Source organism: Dysgonomonas termitidis (genome assembly GCF_054657735.1).
Genome location: NZ_BAAHYD010000001.1, coordinates 1,053,203 through 1,074,781 on the forward strand (window position 1 = coordinate 1,053,203; position 21,579 = coordinate 1,074,781).

Annotated in this window: 16 protein-coding genes; all 16 read left to right on the forward strand. The window is 55.0% G+C overall.

Annotated features, from left to right (window positions below):
• Positions 1-90: 90 nt before the first annotated feature.
• The 16 genes from ACYQ3L_RS04280 to ACYQ3L_RS04355 all read left to right on the forward strand — a co-directional run bounded on the left by ACYQ3L_RS04280 (position 91) and on the right by ACYQ3L_RS04355 (position 21,566).
• Positions 91-1,512 (forward strand): BACON domain-containing protein, encoded by a 1,422-nt coding sequence (locus ACYQ3L_RS04280; RefSeq protein WP_459952293.1) that lies wholly within the window; start codon positions 91-93, stop codon positions 1,510-1,512.
• 246 nt (positions 1,513-1,758) lie between these two features.
• A complete protein-coding gene (locus ACYQ3L_RS04285; RefSeq protein ID WP_459952328.1) occupies positions 1,759-3,933 on the forward strand; it encodes a hypothetical protein in 2,175 nt (724 codons plus the stop codon).
• Positions 3,934-4,289: 356 nt separating this feature from the next.
• Positions 4,290-5,435, forward strand: coding sequence for a reverse transcriptase domain-containing protein (locus ACYQ3L_RS04290; RefSeq protein ID WP_459952329.1), 1,146 nt, complete (start codon positions 4,290-4,292; stop codon positions 5,433-5,435).
• Between the two features lie 303 nt (positions 5,436-5,738).
• The gene (locus ACYQ3L_RS04295; RefSeq protein ID WP_459952330.1) at positions 5,739-6,215 is read left to right on the forward strand and encodes a hypothetical protein; all 477 of its coding nucleotides are present in this window, start codon (positions 5,739-5,741) and stop codon (positions 6,213-6,215) included.
• A gap of 368 nt (positions 6,216-6,583) precedes the next feature.
• Entirely contained in the window at positions 6,584-7,066 is a 483-nt protein-coding gene (locus tag ACYQ3L_RS04300; protein WP_459952331.1) for a hypothetical protein, read from the forward strand.
• A gap of 246 nt (positions 7,067-7,312) precedes the next feature.
• Positions 7,313-8,566: a clostripain-related cysteine peptidase gene (locus tag ACYQ3L_RS04305; protein WP_459952332.1), complete on the forward strand. Its 1,254-nt coding sequence runs from the start codon at positions 7,313-7,315 to the stop codon at positions 8,564-8,566.
• Positions 8,567-8,593: 27 nt separating this feature from the next.
• Complete coding sequence (locus ACYQ3L_RS04310) at positions 8,594-10,966, forward strand: OmpA family protein (RefSeq protein ID WP_459952333.1); 2,373 nt, start codon at positions 8,594-8,596, stop codon at positions 10,964-10,966.
• A 1,349-nt stretch (positions 10,967-12,315) separates the two neighbouring features.
• The gene (locus ACYQ3L_RS04315; protein ID WP_459952334.1) at positions 12,316-13,317 is read left to right on the forward strand and encodes a DUF5106 domain-containing protein; all 1,002 of its coding nucleotides are present in this window, start codon (positions 12,316-12,318) and stop codon (positions 13,315-13,317) included.
• A gap of 57 nt (positions 13,318-13,374) precedes the next feature.
• Entirely contained in the window at positions 13,375-14,229 is an 855-nt protein-coding gene (locus ACYQ3L_RS04320; RefSeq protein WP_459952335.1) for a bactofilin family protein, read from the forward strand.
• Between the two features lie 105 nt (positions 14,230-14,334).
• Positions 14,335-15,612 carry a DUF3575 domain-containing protein gene (locus ACYQ3L_RS04325; protein WP_459952336.1) on the forward strand — a complete coding sequence of 426 codons (1,278 nt, stop codon included), beginning with the start codon at positions 14,335-14,337 and terminating at the stop codon, positions 15,610-15,612.
• Positions 15,613-15,656: 44 nt separating this feature from the next.
• Positions 15,657-17,153, forward strand: a complete 1,497-nt coding sequence (locus tag ACYQ3L_RS04330; RefSeq protein ID WP_459952337.1) for an Mfa1 family fimbria major subunit — start codon at positions 15,657-15,659, stop codon at positions 17,151-17,153.
• A 35-nt stretch (positions 17,154-17,188) separates the two neighbouring features.
• Complete coding sequence (locus tag ACYQ3L_RS04335) at positions 17,189-18,124, forward strand: FimB/Mfa2 family fimbrial subunit (protein WP_459952338.1); 936 nt, start codon at positions 17,189-17,191, stop codon at positions 18,122-18,124.
• The gene (locus tag ACYQ3L_RS04340) at positions 18,121-19,881 is read left to right on the forward strand and encodes a hypothetical protein (protein ID WP_459952339.1); all 1,761 of its coding nucleotides are present in this window, start codon (positions 18,121-18,123) and stop codon (positions 19,879-19,881) included. The genes ACYQ3L_RS04335 and ACYQ3L_RS04340 overlap by 4 nt, the downstream gene beginning before the upstream one ends.
• Positions 19,882-20,219: 338 nt before the next feature.
• Positions 20,220-20,837 (forward strand): hypothetical protein, encoded by a 618-nt coding sequence (locus tag ACYQ3L_RS04345; protein ID WP_459952340.1) that lies wholly within the window; start codon positions 20,220-20,222, stop codon positions 20,835-20,837.
• Positions 20,838-20,870: 33 nt separating this feature from the next.
• The gene (locus ACYQ3L_RS04350; protein WP_459952341.1) at positions 20,871-21,119 is read left to right on the forward strand and encodes a hypothetical protein; all 249 of its coding nucleotides are present in this window, start codon (positions 20,871-20,873) and stop codon (positions 21,117-21,119) included.
• A gap of 18 nt (positions 21,120-21,137) precedes the next feature.
• Positions 21,138-21,566 (forward strand): hypothetical protein, encoded by a 429-nt coding sequence (locus tag ACYQ3L_RS04355; RefSeq protein WP_459952342.1) that lies wholly within the window; start codon positions 21,138-21,140, stop codon positions 21,564-21,566.
• Positions 21,567-21,579 lie beyond the last annotated feature (13 nt).

Here is a 21,579-nt window from a genome sequence, read left to right on the forward strand (position 1 = left end):
AAGAAAACAGGAAGCAGGAGGCAAGAAGAAAAGATGAATAATGATTTACTGATTCGATCCATGCTTCATAAAAACTAAACGAAAGAGGCGATGAAAACAATAACGATAACCTTATTGCTGTTAACCATGGCGCTGCTATCCGGCTGCACATCGGAGGATTCCGGCAATGAAATCCCTGATCCCGCACATACCGGTGACAGGAATGTGACCCTCGAGGTGCGCATACCCGGTGTACGCACGCCCTCGACCTACGGCATGACCGCGGGTCAGGAAAACCAGGTGGAAGAGCTTACCGTGCTGGCCTACAAAGTTGTCAGCGGCACCGAACAGCTTCAACAGAAGGTCGAGGCCCAACCATCGGATATCACGGTCAGCGGCAGCGATAATGTCAATATCAAGGTGACCCTGTCCCTCCCTGCGGGCGATTACAGCCGGCTGGTGGTGGTCGCCAATGCCGACAGCCAGGTCGCCGGATTGGCCGGCAACAGCCCCATTAGCGAACTGAATGCCATCGAATATACCCATGCCACCGGACAATGGAATGCAACCAACCCGAACCCAACCCCGGTCCCGATGACGGGCGAATATGCAAACGGAGCGGGGAACGGTATCACCATACAGCAGGGCCAGTCGAAGACCTTCAGCGGCCTGAAGCTGGTACGCATGCTGGCGCGTGTGGATATCGTCAACACCGCCACGGCCTTCACGCTCACAGAAGTGAGTCTGTACAACTTCAGGAAAAACGGCCTGCTGGTCAACGACGATACGCAATACGGGGCTTCCCCGGCACAGCCTCACCTGCCCGGAGCGGTGATGAATGCCACCTCCCCGATGATCTATACCGGGGCTGTGGTGTCGGCCAATATGGCCGGAGAGATCTATGCCTTCGAGGCGGCCGCCCCGACAGGCGCAACGATAAGTGCCCAGACCGCGCCGCGCATCATTATCAAAGGGACATACAATAGTAATGAATACTTCTATCCGGTTGACTTCACCTACGACGGTACCGTTAGCGGTACCACCAAAGGCGCTTTCATGCCTATCGTCCGCAACCATAAATACATATTCACCGTCTCACAGGTCAGCGGCCCGGGTTTTGCTTCGGCTGCCGCCGCCCTGGCATCGACGGAGGTCATTACCAACATCACAGCGCAGCTCTTCGTCATCGATGAAAACTTAACCGATGTCTATTGGAATGCAACGAATTACCTGGCGGTCAATGCGCCGGACTTTGACTTCGGATATGAAGAAGTGACGGCAGCAGCCACCGATAACAAAATCACCGTTAAATCCACTGCCGCCTGGACGATATCCTGTTTCGAAGCGGACGGCACAACGCCTGCTGCCGGCGGCTGGCTTTCGGTCGATGACACGGAAGGAGACGCCAACACAATGGAAACCGTAACGGTTCTGCTTAGCGAAAATGCCGGAGCGGCGCGCGAAGGTAAAATAAAAATACAGTCCGGGCCTTTTACACATGTAGTGACGGTTACGCAGTCAACCAATCCTTAAATCAGGTAGCCACCGTCGATAGACACCAAACAGCACCAGGCTCAGCTCACTGTCGCTACTACCTACCTATAGGGTAGTGCCGAGGTATCCGATGTAAAAGAAAAAAGGCCGGGAATTGATAAATAGATAAAAATAAATGCATACGAACATATTAAAAGATATAACAGGATGCATCAAACGGGTAAAAATCATGCCGGTACGCAATTATATGACAAAAAAATGCAATATTAAAAAAAGCTCAAAGATATGATACAAAAAAAACTGTATAAGCGCTCCGGATCGGCCCTGTCGGGTCTTGGGGTATACTGCCTGCTGACGCTGGCCATGGCCTTCACCTCGTGCAGGAACGAAGAGTCCGTGGAAATAAACGGCGCGGGCAAACAGGTAACCATCACGATGTCCGTACCGGGCGCCACCGCGGCGGCCGGCCCTGTGACCTATGCCATGCCTGCTGACGAGGCTAAGGTCAATACGGTCGATGTGCTGTGCTTCCAGACAGACCCCGGCTACCCGACGGATGTGGACAGGGGAACCTTCCTCTACCGTGCCACCGTAGGATATACGGCAGGCGCTTCGACCTTTAGCGTTATCCTGGCCGAACAGGCGGAAAACCAGACGCTCGTCGTGCTGGCCAATTGCCGCACTCAGGTCGAATCACTGCTGAGTACGATCTCCAGGGGTGACACCAAAGCGAGTGTTATCAGCAGCCTTGTGCTGTCGCAGAGTACCGCTTTCGACGCCTCCACCATGACAGGCATCCCGATGTGGGGCGAGATCACCAACCAGGACGTTACGGCTAGCTATGCTCCCGTAGGGCTGCAGGTCTTCCTGACGCGTATGCTGGCCCGGATCAATATCACCAATACCGAAGCTGACTTCGTCCTGCAGGAGGCTTACCTGTACAACCCCCGCCAGAAAGGCAGCATGATCCCGGATAACTGGAACAGCGTGCAGAAAATCGTTAATGCACCTACTGTCGTAGCAGGCGCGGAGATGCCCCGCGGCACAACGTTCGGGCCTTTCACCACTTCGGCAACGAACAAAATCGAGAATAAGATCTTTACCTTCGAGGCCGATAACATCGCCAAGGCCGGAGCAGATCCGCTGGACGCCACCTGCCTGGTCGTAGGCGGCTTATACAAAGGAACAACATCGTATTACCGTGTAGAAATGAAGGATTACGGCGGCGACAATTTCATCGATGTTAAACGCAACTATACATATAATGTAACTCTCGATGGGATAGACTTTGAAGGCGCGGGCCAACCGGCCGATGCCTACACCGGGCGCGCAATGATCAAAGCCACCGTGGAAGCGTGGAACGACCGCCATGCCATGGTGACTGCCGGCAATAACCACCTGAAGGTCTCCACCAACGTTTTGTCCTTCCCATCGAGCGTCGGCAATGACATCATTGACGTATTCACAGACCATCCGGACGGGTGGGTAATCGATAAGATCGAGGGCCCCTCAGGAGAAACCATCGATTGGCTCACCGCCACTCCCGACAACGGGGCAGCCAACGTGACCCAGCCTTTGACCATAGACGTTCTTGAGGCCGGGCTTGTAAACCGCTCCGCTTTTATCCATCTCAAGGCGGATAATATGACAGTAGTAATTACTGTTAATCAGCTACGGAAAGAGACGTTGACGCTCTCTAAGAATATCGACGCCGCGGGCTCGTTCAACGACATATCGGGACTTTACAATAGCAACGAGGAGGTCCAACTTCCGGCCACTTCAGATAACGACGGATACGTATGGGACGGGTGGTACAATACATCATCCGGACAAAAGGTCGCGGGGGATCCTAGACAGCCGGTAATCAGTCTCACCAACGGTTACAACCATGAATACCAAGCACGGTGGATTGAAATACCTACCATCAAACAGGGTACAAAATTGGGGACCGGGGACGGACATTTACTGTTTAACGGTGAGGAGGGCCCTTACTACCCATACGATGGCGAGACGATAATCGTTACGGGAACGGGTAAATGCATTAACGATGCGTCTTTCGTATTTACTGGCACCGGATCTGTTAATGTTCGAGCTTACTGTCCTTTGAACCATATAACCGTCGTGTTAGCTGAAAGCACTTATAATGCAGAAGGTTGTCAAAACGCCGGCGGGATGACCAATCCTGGCGCTAACACTAGCAATGACATGTACTTTGTAAACGGAGGCGCAGCCCATGACGCCTGGTTTAGTCCACTCGTCAAGAATGGTGGATCGGGCAATTGGTATGGTTGGAAATTCTTCAATGGCAATGCTGATAACGGAAATTATGACCACTATAATGCCGAAACAGGGCTCCAATACGTGAAATTCGGAGTCACTATAGCCAGATCAGCTCTAAACAATCCGACCCTAGGATACCAAGCTTATCGTAAGTGCATATTGGATCTCATTTATAATTAACGTTCAAGGCCCCAGTAAACCAAATCTTACTGATGCCCTTCAGCATCATGGTCTATTCACTGCCACCCCCACCCTATAGGGTAGCGCTACGCTACCCTATATAAACTAAAAAAAAGGTCGGGGACTCGGGATAAGGGCTAAAAAGGTGAATATGAATACATTAAACGATAAAATACGATGCAACAAAACCATAAAAACCGCGTCAAATTGGCGCAAAAGCGGCTCAGGAGCACCTCTAACGTGCTGGCTAGCAGCACATAGTCCTTCCGCGACCCTGCCGCCGTGAAGACGGCCGACAGGACAAGGGAGAAAAAAACAGTAAGCGAAGAAAAATAAAATAAAAATACAAGATAACAATGCTAAAACAGAACATCCGCCCGGTACCTTATTACTCGCAGACCGCAACGGTCTGGGAGAAGGAGCTGGCCGCCTGCCTCCGCCGCGAGTTCCGCGACAAGATCGCGCGCCGGCTGAAAGGGCATCACATCCGCGGGTTTTCGCATGATTATATCACGGGCTTTATCCGCAGGAACAAGAAGGCCTGGCCTTATTTCTTCCGGACGGATATCGCTAAGTTTTACCCGGCTATCCGGCACCGCGACCTGATCGTCGGCTGCCAGGTGGCCTACCGCGAACTGCTGGGCCTGGACTACGTGCCCAAAGCCTTTAAGAAACGCTATGTGCCCAACCTGAACGAGTGGTGCGGCTCCCTGCCTGTAACGCGTGGTATACCCATCGGCAGCGCCGCCGTATCGGCCATCCTGGCCCCGGTGATGCTGGTGCCGGTATGGCTCGAGGTGCAGCGCCGCTTCAGGGTTCCCTTTATCGTTTTTATGGACGACGTGTTCATCTGTACGGAGTCGCAGGAACAGGCTGCGGATATCTACGCCTTCCTGCAGAATACGCTATCCTTCAGCTACGACCTGGACCTGAACACGGAAAAGACGCAATCGGGCCGTTTTTCTGACAAGGCCGTCGAATTCTGCGGCTGGCGCTTTGCAGGGGGCTATGCCCGTATCTCCGACGCGAAGATCACCTCTTTCCGGGAGCGGCTGACACCGGAAATAAACCGCTGCAGGGGTATCGCCCCGCACGCGTTTTTTAAGCGTGTCAACAGGAAGGTAGACGGCTTTGCCAACTACTATAAGCATGGCGATGTGGGTAAGCAGTTCGAGTCGCTCGACGGCTTTGTAAGGCAGGAAGTACGCCGCTGGCTGGCCGCTGAAGGGCGGGGACGCAGCTATTCGAACAGTGATTTGCACACCTTCGGGCTGCACAGCTTCGAGCTGGCTTACCGCCGATTACGTGAGCGCTCGCCCAAAGACAGGGCACAACTGAAACAGCCCACACCGGACATCGACGTCCAACCGGCCGACAGCCGGCTACAACGCCAACAATTGGAGCTGACCTCTGTGATCGACACCAAGCTGACCGAGATGCTGTCCCTGCAACGACAGCAGGTGAACCTGCTAAAAAAGATCGTGGAAGTAGAAGCCTACTGACGGATGTTCCGTCACCCGGAAGCAGGATGAACAGGATACGATTTGCCGGGACGATCAGGAAGCGGATACAGCGGAAGCTTGAACGACTGTAATAAGATAAAAAGTAAAAGTAAAAGAGAGTAGGATGAGAAAAAATAATGCTTATAAGAAAATGCAACGGTTCAGGAAACGAAACAAATGTATAGCGATGGCATACATCAAAAATATGCCGGATAAAATGGCCGGTCGAGACATATAAAAATAAAAAACAAGAATCCGGGAAGAATTGATAAAGGATGACCCGGCGACTATTAACCCTTCAGCATGACGAAAATGAAACATTGGAATAACATAATACCGCTGCTTTTGTTGCTGCCTATACTGGCCGCCGTTTCCGGCTGCACATCGGAGGATTCCGGCAATGAAATCCCTGATCCCGCACATACCGGTGCCAGGAATGTGACCCTCGAGGTGCGCATACCCGGTGTACGCACGCCTTCGCCCTACGGCATGACCGCGGGTCAGGAAAACCAGGTAAGCCAGCTTACCGTGCTGGCCTACAAAGTTGTCAGCGGCACCGAACAGCTTCAACAGAAGGTCGAGGCCCAACCATCGGATATCACGGTCAGCGGCAGCGATAATGTCAATATCAAGGTGACCCTGTCCCTCCCTGCGGGCGATTACAGCCGGCTGGTGGTGGTCGCCAATGCCGACAGCCAGGTCGCCGGATTGGCCGACGACAGACTTTCACCGGGGAGCCTGCATTTACCCGGCCGTTATAAACAATGTAACGAGCTATGAGTATAAAAATAAAAGAAACAATGACATTTGAATAATATATATGTAAAAGGACCCTTGGCCGCCGGCGGGCGTCAAGGTCATAATTCCGTAGCCGGAATAAAGGCTGGGAAGTAGTTTTTGTAAAGTTTTGTAAAGTTTGTGTTAAGGTGGGGATCCTGCATGTCGGGATGACAGTCAGGGTCCCTTTTTATTAGTCTCCATGAATTGTCAGGTAAAAAGTTTCGGACCCATAAGGTCCGTATAAGTTAGAAAAGACGTCAGGCCGTGAAGTAGCCTGATTGTGTAGTTTTGTAAAGTTTGTGGAACCACGCCTGTTGTGATAATATGCGTGGTTTGTTTAAAAGGAATACGATTAAAAAAGACATACGATGATAATTAACAAACATAGAATAAAGGACACGATGGATATATATGCCGGCATACTGCCGCGGATACTGGGCGACCACAGTATGGAAGGGCAGTACGATCCCGGCAGCGGCCTGGTTTACCTCTTCCACGAGGATGAAAACGGCTGTGTATGCAACCTGTTCAGTTGCAGCGGGGCCACCCTTGAGAGCCGCCTTATCAGCACCATGAGCGTGGCGGGTGAAGATACCCGTATGGTGCGTGCCCGCCTGTCGGCCATCAACCGCCGGCTGGACTGGGGCGGCTTCTATGTGGATTCTGTCACGGGCTGTATCGCCTATGCGTTGGATTATCCCCTGCCGGCGTCGGGCCTCAGGTATGGCGATGCCTGCCTGGCAAGGTTCTGTACGCAGGCCTGGCAGAACTGGCTTAATTACCGTGGCGCCCTTTCGCGGCTGACCCGGCAGTTGTATGTCGCCACCGGCGAGGCAGACCGGGGCAACTGAGAGGCACCCGGTCCAGAGGGATACATAGCCCTACTGCTGAGAGGCCAAACCAGGAATGAAAAGACGTAAACAATGAATGCAATAAGATCAATCATCGCGCTGGCCCGGCATGGTATCAACACATGCCGCGCCGGAAACTTTTGGGCTGTTCGCCCTCTGTTAACTTAAACACATCCAAACCTGCGTGAGTTGTGACAATTCGCGCAGGTTTAACTTAAACGGAAGACAAAGGAGGATAAATAAGATATGAATGACAAGAAAGAAATGAAAGAACTAAATAATACTAAAAGCCGCTCTATCCAAAGGATCATGCTTCGGTGCGCGCCATCCCTGCTGATTTGTGCGACGCTCCTATCCGGCTGCTCAAAAGACATGGCCGGACCCGTGGCCACCCAGCATGTGCTGCTGGTCTACCTGGGCGGCGACAACAACCTGTCGGGTGAAAGCTACGCAAAGCTGGAAGCGCTGAAAAAGGGCTGGGACGCCCGTCCGGGGGGCAGGCTGCTGGTCTACCACGACGCGGCCGATGCGGCGCCGCAGCTGCTCGAACTGTGCCGCTGCGACAAGGGCAACCCCTACACCAAGGTGATCCGCCGGTATGAAGAGGACAACTCGGCCGGAGGTGAGGTATTCGCTTCGGTTATCTCGGAGGTGAAGAAGCAGTACCCGTCCCCTGGCTACGGGCTGCTGGTCTTCTCCCATGCATCGGGCTGGCTGCCGGAGGGCGCCCTGTCCGATCCGAAGTCCGGGGCCAAGACCGTACTCAGCGACGGGAGCGACCAGATGGCGCTGGCGGATTTCGCGTCGGCCATCCCCGTTGGCGCCTTCGACTATATCGTCTTCGAGGCCTGCTTTATGGCCGGCATCGAGGTGGCTTACCAGCTGAAGGACAAGACCGCCTATATCCTGGCCTCCAGTGCGGAGATCGTCTCCCCGGGCTTTACGGATGTCTACCCGCAGGCGGTAAACGACCTGTTTGAAGGGGAACCCGGCCTGCGGGCTTTTGCGGGCAAAGCCTACGGCTACTCTGACGGGCGGGTCGGGGATTTGCGGTCGGCTACCCTCTCGGTGATAAAGACCTCGGAGCTGGATGCGCTGGCCGGCTTTATACGGGAGAACGCCACCCCGGGCGCGGCTGTTGACATCAGCGGCATACAGCATTTCGACCGGTATCCGTCTTACAGGCTGTTCTTTGATTTCGGGGATTACTACGGGGGCTTACTGGCTGATGATCAACAACGGCAGGAGCTGCACCGCCTGGTGGGCAACGCGGTGGTCTGGAAGGCCTCCACTGCGGAATTTATGCCCGGTTATAACGGGTTCGTTATAGCGCATCATTCGGGGCTGACCACTTACATCCCGCAGGACCGGTTCCCGTTGCTGAACCGGGCGTATGAAACCCTGGCCTGGAGCAGGGCGGGCGGCGCCCCTGCCGGCGTTGCGGCAGGAAGGCCGGAGAGCCGCCAGGCACCTGCATTGTTCCCGGTAAGGCGGCAGTGAGTATCGTTTTTTATTTTGAAAAAGACTATGATAAAATTAACAGGCAATAAACTTATTTTATTCGTTAAAACGAAACTGTTTGGTATGACCGGCGGGAGGGCTTTGCGTAAAACACGTATATACGTCCCGGTCATGTTTGCGGCAACCCTCTTTATTTTCCTCTCCTGCAGGAGCGGCGGCGCGCCGGTGGTCCGGCCGTTGTTCATGCAGTCCAAACGTGCCAATGTCGGGTTGCCCGGCGATGCGGCCGGTTTACAGGCCACCCTGCAGGAAAGGGTCAGCTACCGGCATGCGGACAACACCTCGCTGGCGCTCCGCCGGGAGGATTCCCTCAGGAAGCAGGCCACCAGCCTGAAACAGATGCAATACCTGAATGAAGTGGTTGTTACGGCCCGGCTAAAGCAAACATTCGCGCCCGAACGCGAGGGCCGTGTCCGCGTCGATTTTATCGTGGATGTCCCCGGAGAACTGCTGGACGACAACTGGCGTGTGACCCTTTTTCCCCGGATCCTCCATAACGACTCGGTCGTACCGCTGGAAAAGCTCGTACTGAACGGAAAAGTATTCGCGCAAAAGCAGGCGCAGGATTATAAGGAGTATGACGCCTATAAGAATTCGATTATCCATCCTTCAGCCTATGACAGCATATTCCCGGACCGGAAAAAGATCAGCCTGCAGATCCGCAAACTACAGGAGTATTACTGGGATATGTACTATTCGCAATGGAAGGAAGCCGATAAATACGAGAAGCTGCGCAGGCAGCTGGAAGCGCGCTACAACAGGGATAATGCCCTTCGCAAAGGCCGGCGCAACGCGCTTTACCATGATTACATGCTGCGGGGGGAAGAAGAGGTACTGCGCAGCCTGGCCGCAGGCAGCGATACCACCGGCATAATGGCGCGCTATATCCGGAAATTTGAAAAACGGGCGAACCTGTTGCCGATATATAAACCGCGCGGGGAGTTTAATGAAAAGAACCTCCCGCGTAAATACAGGGATTTCTACCTGAACGGTACAAGGCTGGAAAATATACCCAACCATGTCACAACCGAAGCCGATTCCGTGCGGATCGCCCGGCACAGTTATTTTTATGAAGCTATCGCCGAAAACGAAAGCAAGCTGCGCCGCATGGGGGACACCGAAGATGGCATGATCCCCTTCCCCCGGCAGGGTGGGGCGCGCCTGGACAGCCTTGTCGCTGCGGGTGCCGGCCTGCGGTATCATTATAGCCAGGACTATCCCGTAACGCCCGGCCTGGGACGCCTGCGTGTGGTCATGGACGGCCGTGTGGAAGCCACAGACCGTTCCGCCTATAGCCTGGCCGCTTCCGATACGCTTACCTATATGATCTCCTCACTGGCCCAGCTGGCAGATACCTCGCTGATGGTAACCGCAACGAAGCTGTACCGTAATATGTATAACATGCTGAGCATCTACCCGGAGTTCGCGGCCGCTAAGGGCAGCTTCGATAACCGTTACGCAGATAACCGCCGTCAGGCGGATACGCTGATAAGCACGTACAATAAGCTTACTGGAGAAATGGGTCTGCAGCTGGACAGCCTGGAGATACAGTCATCCGTCTCCCTGGAGGGATCCTACGATAAGAACCATGAGCTGTCGGCACAACGCGCGGAAGCCCTGAAGGATTACCTTGTATCGGCTTACCCTTCCTTCTTCCGGGGGGACCTTATCAGGACCTCCCCTGTGGGTGAAGACTGGAAAGGCCTGGTAAAAGAGCTGCGGCAAAGGGACGGTATCGCCCATAAGGATTCCATCCTGGGCCTGCTGGGCCGGGCCGTCTACCCCGATGAAACGGAACGGGAGATAAAAACCAGGTTCAGGCAGGATTACAAGGTCATCCACGACTCCGTTTACCCGAAACTGCGGCGGATGGACATCACCTTCCATATGAGCCGCCCGCATATGGTTTCCGCCGATTCGATGCAGTATGAAGTCCGGGAAGGCTACGGGCAGGGGCTTCGCCTCTTGCAGCAGCGCGAATACTGGCAGGCGCTGGAGATACTCAAGGATTACCCCGACTATAATACAGCCCTGTGCCTGGCCTGCCTGGGTTATAACGGCCGGGCTTACGATATACTGGTGCAGCTTCCGGTCACGGCCGGGAGCGAATACCTGCTGGCCATCGTGTCGTACAGGATGGGTAAGGGGGACGATGCCGCCGGGCACCTGGTCCGTGCGGTGGAACTCGACCCGCGTAAGGCTTACAGGATCGGCCTGGATAGTGAAACCGCGGAACTGGTCCGTGCATACGGGCTGGATGCGCAGATCAGACGCCTGGGCGCCGCAGATGCGGATGCGTTGCCGGAAGAAGGTCCGCAATCCGGCACACCTGAAGAGGCTGCGCCGGAAAGCGGTACGGATCAGGCTGATACGTTTTAAAGATGAAAAGGGCTGCATGGAAAGCCTTCCTGCGGGAAATACTGGCAGCTATAGGCATCATGCTGCTGATTATTATGATGTTCTATATGTGCTCCGACGTTATACATCCTAAAAGTTAAAGCTGTATTAAAAACCATACAAAAACCATCTAAACGATATGTTTAAATACATGAAGATACTGATCTATATCATCTACCCCTTACTGGTTCCGGGGTTGACGATCTTCTGCCTGCTGACCTGCGGGGGAGGAGACAAGTCCTCCGCGCCGCTGGCTAAACTCTGGTTTGGAAGGCCTCCGCCGCGCAATTTATGCGAGGTTATAACGGGCCCGGCTTAGAGCGGCCTTCAGGCGCTATGCGCTATATTCCTCAGGACAGGTTCCCACAACAGAAACGCGGCCTACGCTACCCTGGACCAGGGCCGCCGGTACAGGGAGGAAAATTGTTAAAATCCGAATAAGCCTAACCGCAAATACGCAGATTTGCATAATAGCAAAAATTATGGCCGCTATAAGGTGGATTAAAGCATGGTGGTTCTTTCGGCTTCTGTCCTACAACAGCTAGAAGCATAATGCTACCGGCCTGCTTAGCCGACTTGATGCCATAATGGGCTGATAGCCGGTAGTTTTGTACCGTTAGATCCATCCGGCTTTGAGTTGCTACCGGTTGAACGCTACAAGCTGCCGGCTTCATTAGCCAACCAGGAGGATCAGCATACCAGCCTGTACTGACCGGCAAAACATCAGTACGCGTAACACTCAATGGGAATGAGCCTAGACGCGGGAGAGCCGGAGCCTGAAGACGAAAAGATAAATGAAGAATGATGAATGATGAATGATGAAAAAAGTAACGATATAAAGCGATGGCGCGTGAAGCTGTATGCTACGGGCTGGCCTGTTCCGGACTGTCCGCGGATTAACAACAATGTAAACAATATCTGGAATTGAAGCGGACGGGGGGGGAGTTACAGCCCGTAGCTTACAGCCTGAACCCCGGGGCGGCCGGCCACCGGCCTTTTTTAAAGCTATTCAACGAAAGCCGGCCCCCCCTTAATACGCGTCAACTTGCTTATCGGCCAATGACGCCTTTAGCCATAAGCTTTTAACCCTTGGCAGCCCTATACGACTAAGCGCCATGAGCCGACAACCATAACCTTTGCTAATATGCTCATTTGCTAATTGACTGTTTGACTCTGAACCGGAACCGGGAATTAAAGATAGAAGCCCTCCGGGCTTTACTGCCCTAAATCTGTACGCTGCTGCTCGTTGGGCTGATTATGTACGCGATCATCACGGCCAACCGTTAGCGCCGTCTTTATAAACAAAAACAGAAACCTAAAAAAGAAAAAGTATGCTTAAATTCACAAGGATCACGATTTATATCATCTACCCCGTGCTGGTTATAGGGATTATGATCTTCTGCCTGCTGACCTGCGGGGGAGGTGAAAAGCCCTCCGCAGGCAGGCAGGAGGCTCCGGAGGCCGTCCGGGGGGATGCACCCCGGCGGTTCGTCCCGCCTGTTATACCCGTGGAGCTTACCCGCCCTGCGGAGCGTGCCGGCTACCTCATTGCCCATTACTGGGATAACTTTGATTTCAGCGATACGGCGTATGTGCATTTGCCGGCGATCACCGAACAGGCCTTTGCCGATTACCTGGACGTCTTTTCCCATGCGGACCGGGCGGCGGTGGAGGCATCGGTCCCGGCCATGCTGGACAGGACGGTCAAAGAGGATACTACCGGCACGGTGTACCGCCATTTCCTGAAACTGTACAAAAATTACCTGTATGACCCGAATTCCCCGGTGCGCAATGAGGACTCCTATATACCGGTTATCCGTTATATCCTGGCCGACAGCCTTAGCACGGAAGCGGACAGGCAGCGGGCGGCCTTCGAGCTGGAGATGCTGCTCAAGAACCGTGTCGGCGACAAGGCAACGGATATCACCTATACCCTTGCGGGTGGGCAAACGGGCAGGCTGTACAGCCTGCCTAAAGAGTACACGCTCCTGTTTTTCTACAACCCGGATTGCCCCGCCTGTAAGGAGACGACCGCTTCGCTGGCCTCGTCGGAGGTCATCAACAGCCTGCTGCTATCCGGGCGGCTGGACATACTGGCCGTCTATCCCGATTCCGACCTGGACTTATGGAAGAAGCACGCCGGGGAGATGCCTCCCTCGTGGATTATTAGCTATGACAAGGGGCAGGCCCTGTTCGGCAAGAAGCTATACGACCTGAAAGCCCTGCCGGCCCTCTACCTGCTGGATGCCTTTAAGCATGTACTGCTCAAGGATGCCTCGGCGCAGGCCGTCGAGCAGTACCTGGCGCCGCAGTTGCCGCCCCGGAGCCGGTAACAGCCGGGTTCAGGCTCCGGCCTCCGGTTCATTACACACACTAAAAGAAGGACAACGATGTATGCACTACGATTAAAAAAGGATATGGCGGACGAATCGTCCGTACCCGGCCTGGAAGCGATACTTGCCCGTGAAGCCGGAAACACAGGCATGGTTTACCTGTACCGCCTGGGCGGTACGTTGATGTGCTTTGAGCGCTCGGCCTGCATCGTGCTGAGCCTGTGTAATATGGAGACGGCTTTCCGCGTCAGCGAGGAGGGCTATGCCGATTACCTTGCCTGCGTAGTGAGCGATGTGGAGGGCCTGCGTAAAGCGGGTCTGAAGCTGTCCGGTGTCGGCGCGAATGAGATATCGCTGGAGACGGGTATCGTGTGCGGGGGATATGACCTGCTGCTGCGCAGCCTGAACCCCCTGGATAAGGACAGCCGTTATCTGGAGCTGTTGCGCGGCCTGCGTAGCGGTTCACCCGGCCAGGATGAAGAAACACAAAAATGGAATAAAGCGATGGAACTGTACGGAAAGAAAAAAAAACGGGAGCAGCCGGTAGCCGGCGACCCGAGCCTGCTGTCGTCGGGGGCTGTTCTCAGCGGCGACCTGCACCTGAGTGAAGACCTGCACATCGACGGGCGTGTGGAAGGCAGCATTTACAGTGAGAAGGCTGTTACGGTGGGCCCCGGGGGGAATGTAGACGGCAATATCATCGCCGCGACAGTGGATATCCATGGCTGCGTGCTGGGTACTGTCACGGCCGGCGGGAGCGCCTGCCTGCGCAAAGGCTGTATGCTGAAGGGCGACCTGATAGCGGGATCTGTGGAGATCGAACCCGGCGCCCGCTTCGAGGGCCAGTGCCGGATGGGCAGCGGGCTGGAATGCAGCCCGGTGGTTTACAGGGATCAAAATTTATTGACCTGAACGGCGAGTCCGCCTGTAAATTGAGTATGCGTCACCCTCCCGTTTCACTGCCGGACTGCCCGCGTAAAGAAAAAGAAAATGCACTGGTAAACAAATAACGGATATATGCAGAACAAAAGAAATTATAAGGACAAAATATTTGCGGCGGTGCTGCCTATCCTGCTTTGCATCCCGGCCACAGGTACCGTACAGGCCCAGGACATACCGGATACCGTCCGTGTACCGTCGGCTGTCCTTAAGACGAACCTGCTGTACGACGCTACCGGCAGCCTGAACCTCGCCGGCGAGTTCCGCCTGGACAGGAAACTAACCCTGGATCTTCCCCTGACCTACAATCCCTGGACTTTTACAGGCGGTAAAAAGTTGAAGCTGCTGCTCTTCCAGCCTGAATTACGCTACTGGACGAAAGAGTCGTTCCGGGGCTTCTTTGCCGGCCTGCACGTTCATGGCGCCCAGTTCAATACCGCCGGGATCATCGACGATTACCGTTACCAGGGCTGGCTTACCGGAGCAGGCCTCTCTGTCGGGTACCGTTGGAACCTCTCCCGGCGTTGGGCGCTGGAGGCTACCCTCGGCGCCGGATACGCGTATGTGGACTATACAAAATACACCGCCGGTGGAACAGGCCCGGAGGGTTGCCGCACCTGCGGACAGAAACTGGAATCCGGTCAGAAGCATTACCGGGGCCCGACCAGGGCCGGCCTGTCGGTTTCCTACACCCTGGGCAGTACAACCAGGCGGCACGGTACGCCTGAGACATACCCTGTTCCGGCTGTACCCCCAATAATAAACCCTCCTGTCATACAGTACGATACCGTAACCGTTCCATGCCCCGAAATCGAGTACCGGCATGAAATCGGCAGCGCCTGCATCCTGTTTCCCCTCGACCGCTATGTGGTCTATCCGGAATACGGGGATAACCGGCAGGAGCTGGCCAAAATAGCGCGTTCGGTCGGGACCGTCCTGGACATACCGGGCTCCAGGATAGAAAGCATCACCCTGGAGGCCTATGCCTCCCCCGAGGGAGCGTTAAACCATAACATAAGCTTGTCCGAACAACGCGCGGCAGCCCTGCGTGACTATATGGTTGCGGCCTATGGCTTCGATGCCGGCTGCTTCAGCGTGCGCTCGAAAGGAGAGAACTGGGAAGGGCTGCGCGCCGCGGTAACAGACAGCGACGCCCTGGGCGAAGAAGAGAAAGCCGGTGTCCTGCAGATACTCGACCTTACGGACATATCCGCCCGTAAAGCCCGGCTGAAAGCCTATAACGGTGGCAAGCCCTACGCTTACCTGCTGCGGGAGGTTTACCCGTCCCTGCGCGTGTGTGCGTACCGGATCAGCTATACGGTGCCTGCGGTGGCAGGGGATAAAGCAAAGAGATAAGCAGAGATAAATAATATATATACGAACAATTAACCCTTAAAATTATGAAACGGAAGCTATGGAGTTTTTTAACAGCGCTGTTCCTGCTGACAGGATTCACGGCCTGCAGTTCGGATGAAGAAAGCACAAAAGAAGAAACCGTCCCCCGCGGTACGACCTATATGGGTCTGTCGTTGTCGCTGCCGCAGAGCCGGTCGACCAAGGCGGCCGATGACCCGGACTACAATGCCGTAGGGCAGTATTCCGGAGTAACGGAGCTCGCCACGCTGGACCTGTACCTGATCTCTTCCGACGGGGCCACGCTGCTGGATGCGCGGCGTTTCGGGCAAAGTGACTTCCTGTTCGGAGGCAATGCCGACGGGAGTGACGCGATAAAGCTTACCACACCTTTTAAGACGATTCCCGGCGATAAGCGTCTGGTTGTTATCCTGAACAGTCCCGGGCCCCTGCTGACGGCAATCCCCGGTGACGATTACCTCTATACACTGTCATCCGGCCTGCCGCTGTCTTCCCTGGCGCGGATAGACCGGAGTACCAGTGTGACCACCCCCGAAGGGCTGACCATCTATGCCGACCTGCTGACCCTGAGCGGAAAAAGTAATACCTTTACCATACAGGACGGCATCAGCGCGGAGGAGGTTACCGCCAGCGGCAAAAATATGATCGCCCTGGACGTTACCCGCATCCCATCGCGTGCGATTATTACCACATCGGCGTCAGCGGATGTCATAAATACGGACGGGATCAAACTCGGTACGGTATCCAATATCACCTATTCGGTTGCCCAGGGGGCCAAAGCGGTCTACCTGTTCCCGCAGGCCAATGCCGACGGCAGCACCAGGACATGGGGATCTGATTATATGCCCGGGGTGGGAGTCGATTATACGTCCACCGCGGCCAATTACTACGATTACACCGACCTGCAGAACCTGACGGATATCGTACCTGTAAAGCCGGCGGACGGTAGCCATATCACCTTCCCGGGCAAGTTCCTGCTGGAGAATACCCATCAGCGCGGCACCGACGAATCGAGCAGCCAGTACCGGAAAGGCAATACGGCCTATATACTGGTGCGGGCTACCTTTACGCCCGACCCGTCCCAGATCAGGGATGGAGGCGCACTGACAGGCGGCACCTTCTATGTTGGCGGCTCCGACGGACGGATTTATTCCAGCATCCAAAAAGCGCAGGATTACACGACCGGCATACAGAACCAGCCTGTTTCCACCTATACGGGCGGAAAAGTGCTGTATTACATCTGGCTGAACCCGGATAACATCACCCGTCCGGTCAACTCGCCTGTGATAAGGAATAATATCTACCATGTCAATATCAATTCGTTCAAACGCATCGGTGTGAACTGGAACCCGCTGATCCCGTCCGGACCGGATGTCCCGTATAACCCGGATCCGAAACCGACCGGCCCGGAACCGGAAAACCCGGTCGACCCGACCGAGCCGCTCAGTTCGACCGACACCTATATGTCCGTCGATATCAGGGTGCTGATGTGGACGATACATACCTATGACGTAGACCTGTAATTAACCATACAAACAGCAAAGGCATGCGCAAAACGATGGCAAAGCAAGGGTCGGCAGGCAGGAGGAAACGAAGATACCTCCTGCTGGGCGCCTTTATACTGTCCGGTATCAGCGGTTGTGTTTATGAGCAGACGGACGACTGCCCGCAGGGGATCGATGTGCGGCTGTACAGCAAAACCCCGTGCCATACCGATACGGTATATCCGCGCTTATCCTCTCTGGAATTACGCGTCTTCGACCGCCAGGGCAAGCCGGTATCAGACCGCCAGAGGGGCGATAGCGTCCTGACGGCAGACTATACCGTCAGGCTGGAGGCGGAAAACGGGCTGTACAGCGTGACGGCCTGGGCCGGGCTCGACGCGGATGCATTCGAACGCAGCCCGGCGGATGAAAAAAGCGGCCTGCTGTTCCGCCTCAAGCGTTCCGGCGGGCTGGCCGCCAGCCTGGAGGGCAAACGCATCTATTACGGGGAAAGCCCCGTGGTCTTCCTGCCCGACCCGGCTGAATACGGGTCTGTCTTTGAATCCGTAGCAATCAATATGCAGGAAATCACCAACCGGCTGACCGTACAGGCCGAAGGCCTTCCTCCTACCGGCGATTATGAAGTATTTATAGAATCGGCCAACGGGGCGATGCATACCGACGGCAGCATAGCCCCCGATGACCTGATAACCTACGGTTCACAGGCGGCCTTTACCGGCAGCCTGCTGGAAGCACGGCTGACCATACTGAAACTGGCCACAGGCTGCAACACTTCGCTGGTCATACGCAACAGGGCGGATAACAGCGAACTGTACCGCGGCGACCTGCTGGGAACGCTGCTGCTGAAAAACCCGGAAGTGAACCTGGCCTGCGACCATGATTTCACGATCCGTTTCACGGCCAAAGACCAGTGCCGGTGCGGGACCTATATGATTACGGAAATTTGGGTGAATAACTGGCTGGTACACAGCTATACGACCGACTTATGAAAACGATGGAATCCAGGACGCTCCTATATATCCGGCTTTGCGTATGGCTACTGCTGCTAACGGGCTGCCGTGAAGAAGACCCGCAGAACCCCGATGCGGGCCAGTCTTATATCTACCTGTCGGTAAAAGCCTCTTCGGGGAGCATCAATGAAGACGCGGGCGGGGAAGACCGGGTGAGCGAAGTACGGATGATGGTTTTCGATGCAGGCGGCAATACCGTTTACAATGGCCTGCCGGATTTTCCCGCCGGTTTCGCAAGCCGGAGCCGCGGGATAAAGTTCAGGCCGGGAACCTACGATTTTTATTTCTTTGCCAACGAATCGGCCTATGCAGGCTTCAGCCAGGCGCTGGCCTCGGTGACCAGTGTGTCGCAGTTGCAGCGTGATCCGCGTTTCAGCCGGTTGACCTATGATCCGGGTTTTAAGCCGGACAATTCTTCCGCCCCGGGACGCTTCCTGATGTCGGCATATTACAAAGCGGTCAGCGTATTGCAGGGCGGTAGCGAAGCTTCCCCCGAACCCCTGGCCTTACCGACACCTGAAGTAGAGCTGGTACGGTCTTTAGCCAAAGTGGAGGTCGTATTCTATAAGAAAGAGCCGGGCAGCGACCTGCCGGCTGCCAGCAGGATCTCCTCGGTACAATTGCAAAACGTGGCGCTGGCTTTTTCGGTTCCCGCGGCAGACACGTATTACAGCGGGCAGGCGGGGACTTCCCCTGCCGGGGACCTGGCAGGCCTGGATTATACCGGGGACTCGATCGGGGCTGTGGGGCCTTTCTATATCCCCGAGCTGCTGAACAAAAGCGGGAATGCCGGCTTCACCGGGCTGCATATCAACAACCGGGCCTTTCCCATCCTCACGGACAAGGCCAGGGCCGGGCTGGCCGCCCAGCGGCGTACCGTGCCTTCCCTGTCGGACAGCTGTGTCATACGCAATTACCACTACCGGATAAACGCCTATATCAGCCCCGGGGGAAGCATCACCTTAAAGACCTGTGTGGAGCCGTGGAAGAAAGACGATTACGTGTATATCTTCCAGGACGGGCAGGGCATCGCCATCCCGCCGGTGATACCGACCGATTCGAGTGTGATCGTGCCTACCTCCTGCGGGAAGATAGAGATACGCTCGGCCAATGAATTCCTGCAACAGGGATTAATGGGCGCTTACGGCGACCAGGTCAACTGGTGGGACCCCAATGTACAGGGCCCGAATATCATCAGGGGGCAGCCTGCGTATTACTGTGAGAAAAAATACGGCCCCGGCTGGCGGCTGATCAATTCCTGCGAGATGATGTCGTTCCTTGCGCTGTTCGACCAGACTTACAGGATATGGCAATCCAATACCTGGCTCGGCATTAATTCCGGCCTGCCCTTTTATTCCGTGCCTTTGCGCAGGCAGGCACAGGACCTGCTGGGAAAATTAACCGGGACGGATATGTCCAAATACGTGTTGACCGCTACGCAGGGAGGGGATAGTTTCGGAAGCGAAAAGCTGGGGATCATCGATGACTTTTTCACCCCCGGCGACATTGTCGTTACACGCCGGCAGTTTCCGGGCGGATGGCCTTATCCGGCGCCGCCGTTCCAGGGCATCGAAGACTGGTACCCGATGGAAGTGGTACACCAGGTCAAAGGCTACTGGTATAGCGGTTACCTGGATTACGCCGATCCGGCCAATTATGATAAGGTGCTCTACCAGCGCTTCGAGCGCTATAGCTTCTCATCGACCGTCTCGCGCTGTGTCAGAAATGTAGAATAACAAAACCAAGAACAATGAAAACCGGTAACATATACATGGCATTCACCCTGGCGCTTTTCCTGCTGACCGCCTGCCACAACGACGGGGAGCCCTTTCAGGAAACTCCCCGGGAGGCCTCCCTTGTACTGAGGCCTGCGCCGGGCCTGAAGGCGGCGGCCGACCCGGACGACCTGCCTGCGGAATACGCGGTAAAAGACCTGAGCGTCTTCCTGGCGGCCCCCGGGGGTAACACCGTGTTAAACCGCTTTATCCATACGGGATTCACGCCTTCCGGCGCTGACTGCACGCTGGTCAGCCTGCCGCTGGATCCCGCTACGGTTGCGTTCCGGGATATCTATGTGGTGGCCAACTGCAATGATATAGCCTCTTTGAACGCGATACTTTCTGTAAATGATATAAAGGCGCTGGCCACCCCGCAGGGGCCGCTGACCACTGCTGTGATGCTCAGCTCCGGGCTGCCCATGTACGGGCAGGCGGCAAATATCAACCTGGGCGGTACATCCGCCGCCAGCCCGGCCGGTATCACCCTGACACGGGCCTGCGCCAAGCTGCGCATCACCCTGGAGAATCCGGCAGCCGGCGCGGACAATGCCTTTATTGTGGAAAATACCGCGCCCTGTACGCTCTACGCACCGGGCAACCCTTTAACATTCGGTACTCCGGAGCTGATCGCTTATCCGCAGGCAGCCTTGGACCCTGTGACGGCAGGAACCTACCAGGGCATCACCTATGTCTATGAATCCGCACAGCCCCCGCGTCTGCGGATACTGACCTCGATAGACGGAACCGACAGGGAATATGTCGCAGGCCCGAATTTCCCGCTGCCGGTACGCGGATACCTCTATGGCATATCGGTCCGGGTATTACCCTCCGGGCTGCCGGCTACACTGGAATTACGTGCCCGGGGTACGGATGGAAGCCGGAGTGTCTTAACATATAAGATGACGGAACGGTAAATAAGGACATAAAAGAACGTGAAATGTAAGGAGATGGAAAAAGGGATGGAAAAAGAAAAAACGAAAGACAGCATCGTCTGCAAATCCTTCCGGCTGCACCTGCCGCAGGGCCGTACCGCGGATATAACCGTGGAAGGCAGCACGCCTAACGACTGCTATATGGCTGCCTTGCGGCGGGCGGCAGCGCAGTATCCGGGCTGGAGGAGTATAGAGGTCATGCCCCCTGACCGTGAAGCGGTCAGCCTTCCGGGATTTGCTGGCGGAGAAGGTAGCTTTATATGATTATTAAAAAATAGTAAAATGAAAAATAGTGAAATGAAAATGATGAAACATTTTATGCAATTAGTTGCATTGTGTGTGTTAACCGTTGGTTTGTCTTCCTGTCAGAAAGACGAAGAGATCTATGACGAATTGATGGGCAGTGAATGGGTGGGAGATCTGGGCTTCAGTTTCGACGACCGGCCCGTGACCAGCGAACTGTATTTCATAGACAACGGTACAGGCTCCGACAAGCAATATTATGCCGGTTCCGCTTCAAATGCTAAACCCGCCTGTAACCTGACTTTCCAGTGGACGATCAAAAACGGGACGCTGACATTGATTTACGACCTCCGTCCGCCGCTGATCCTTGAGATAGGCGGAATGTATATCAAGGGAAACCTCTTAAGAGGCACCCTGCATATGGCTGGAGAAGAGGATATGCCGGTAACGCTGACGCGGAAGAAATGAAAATGAAATATAT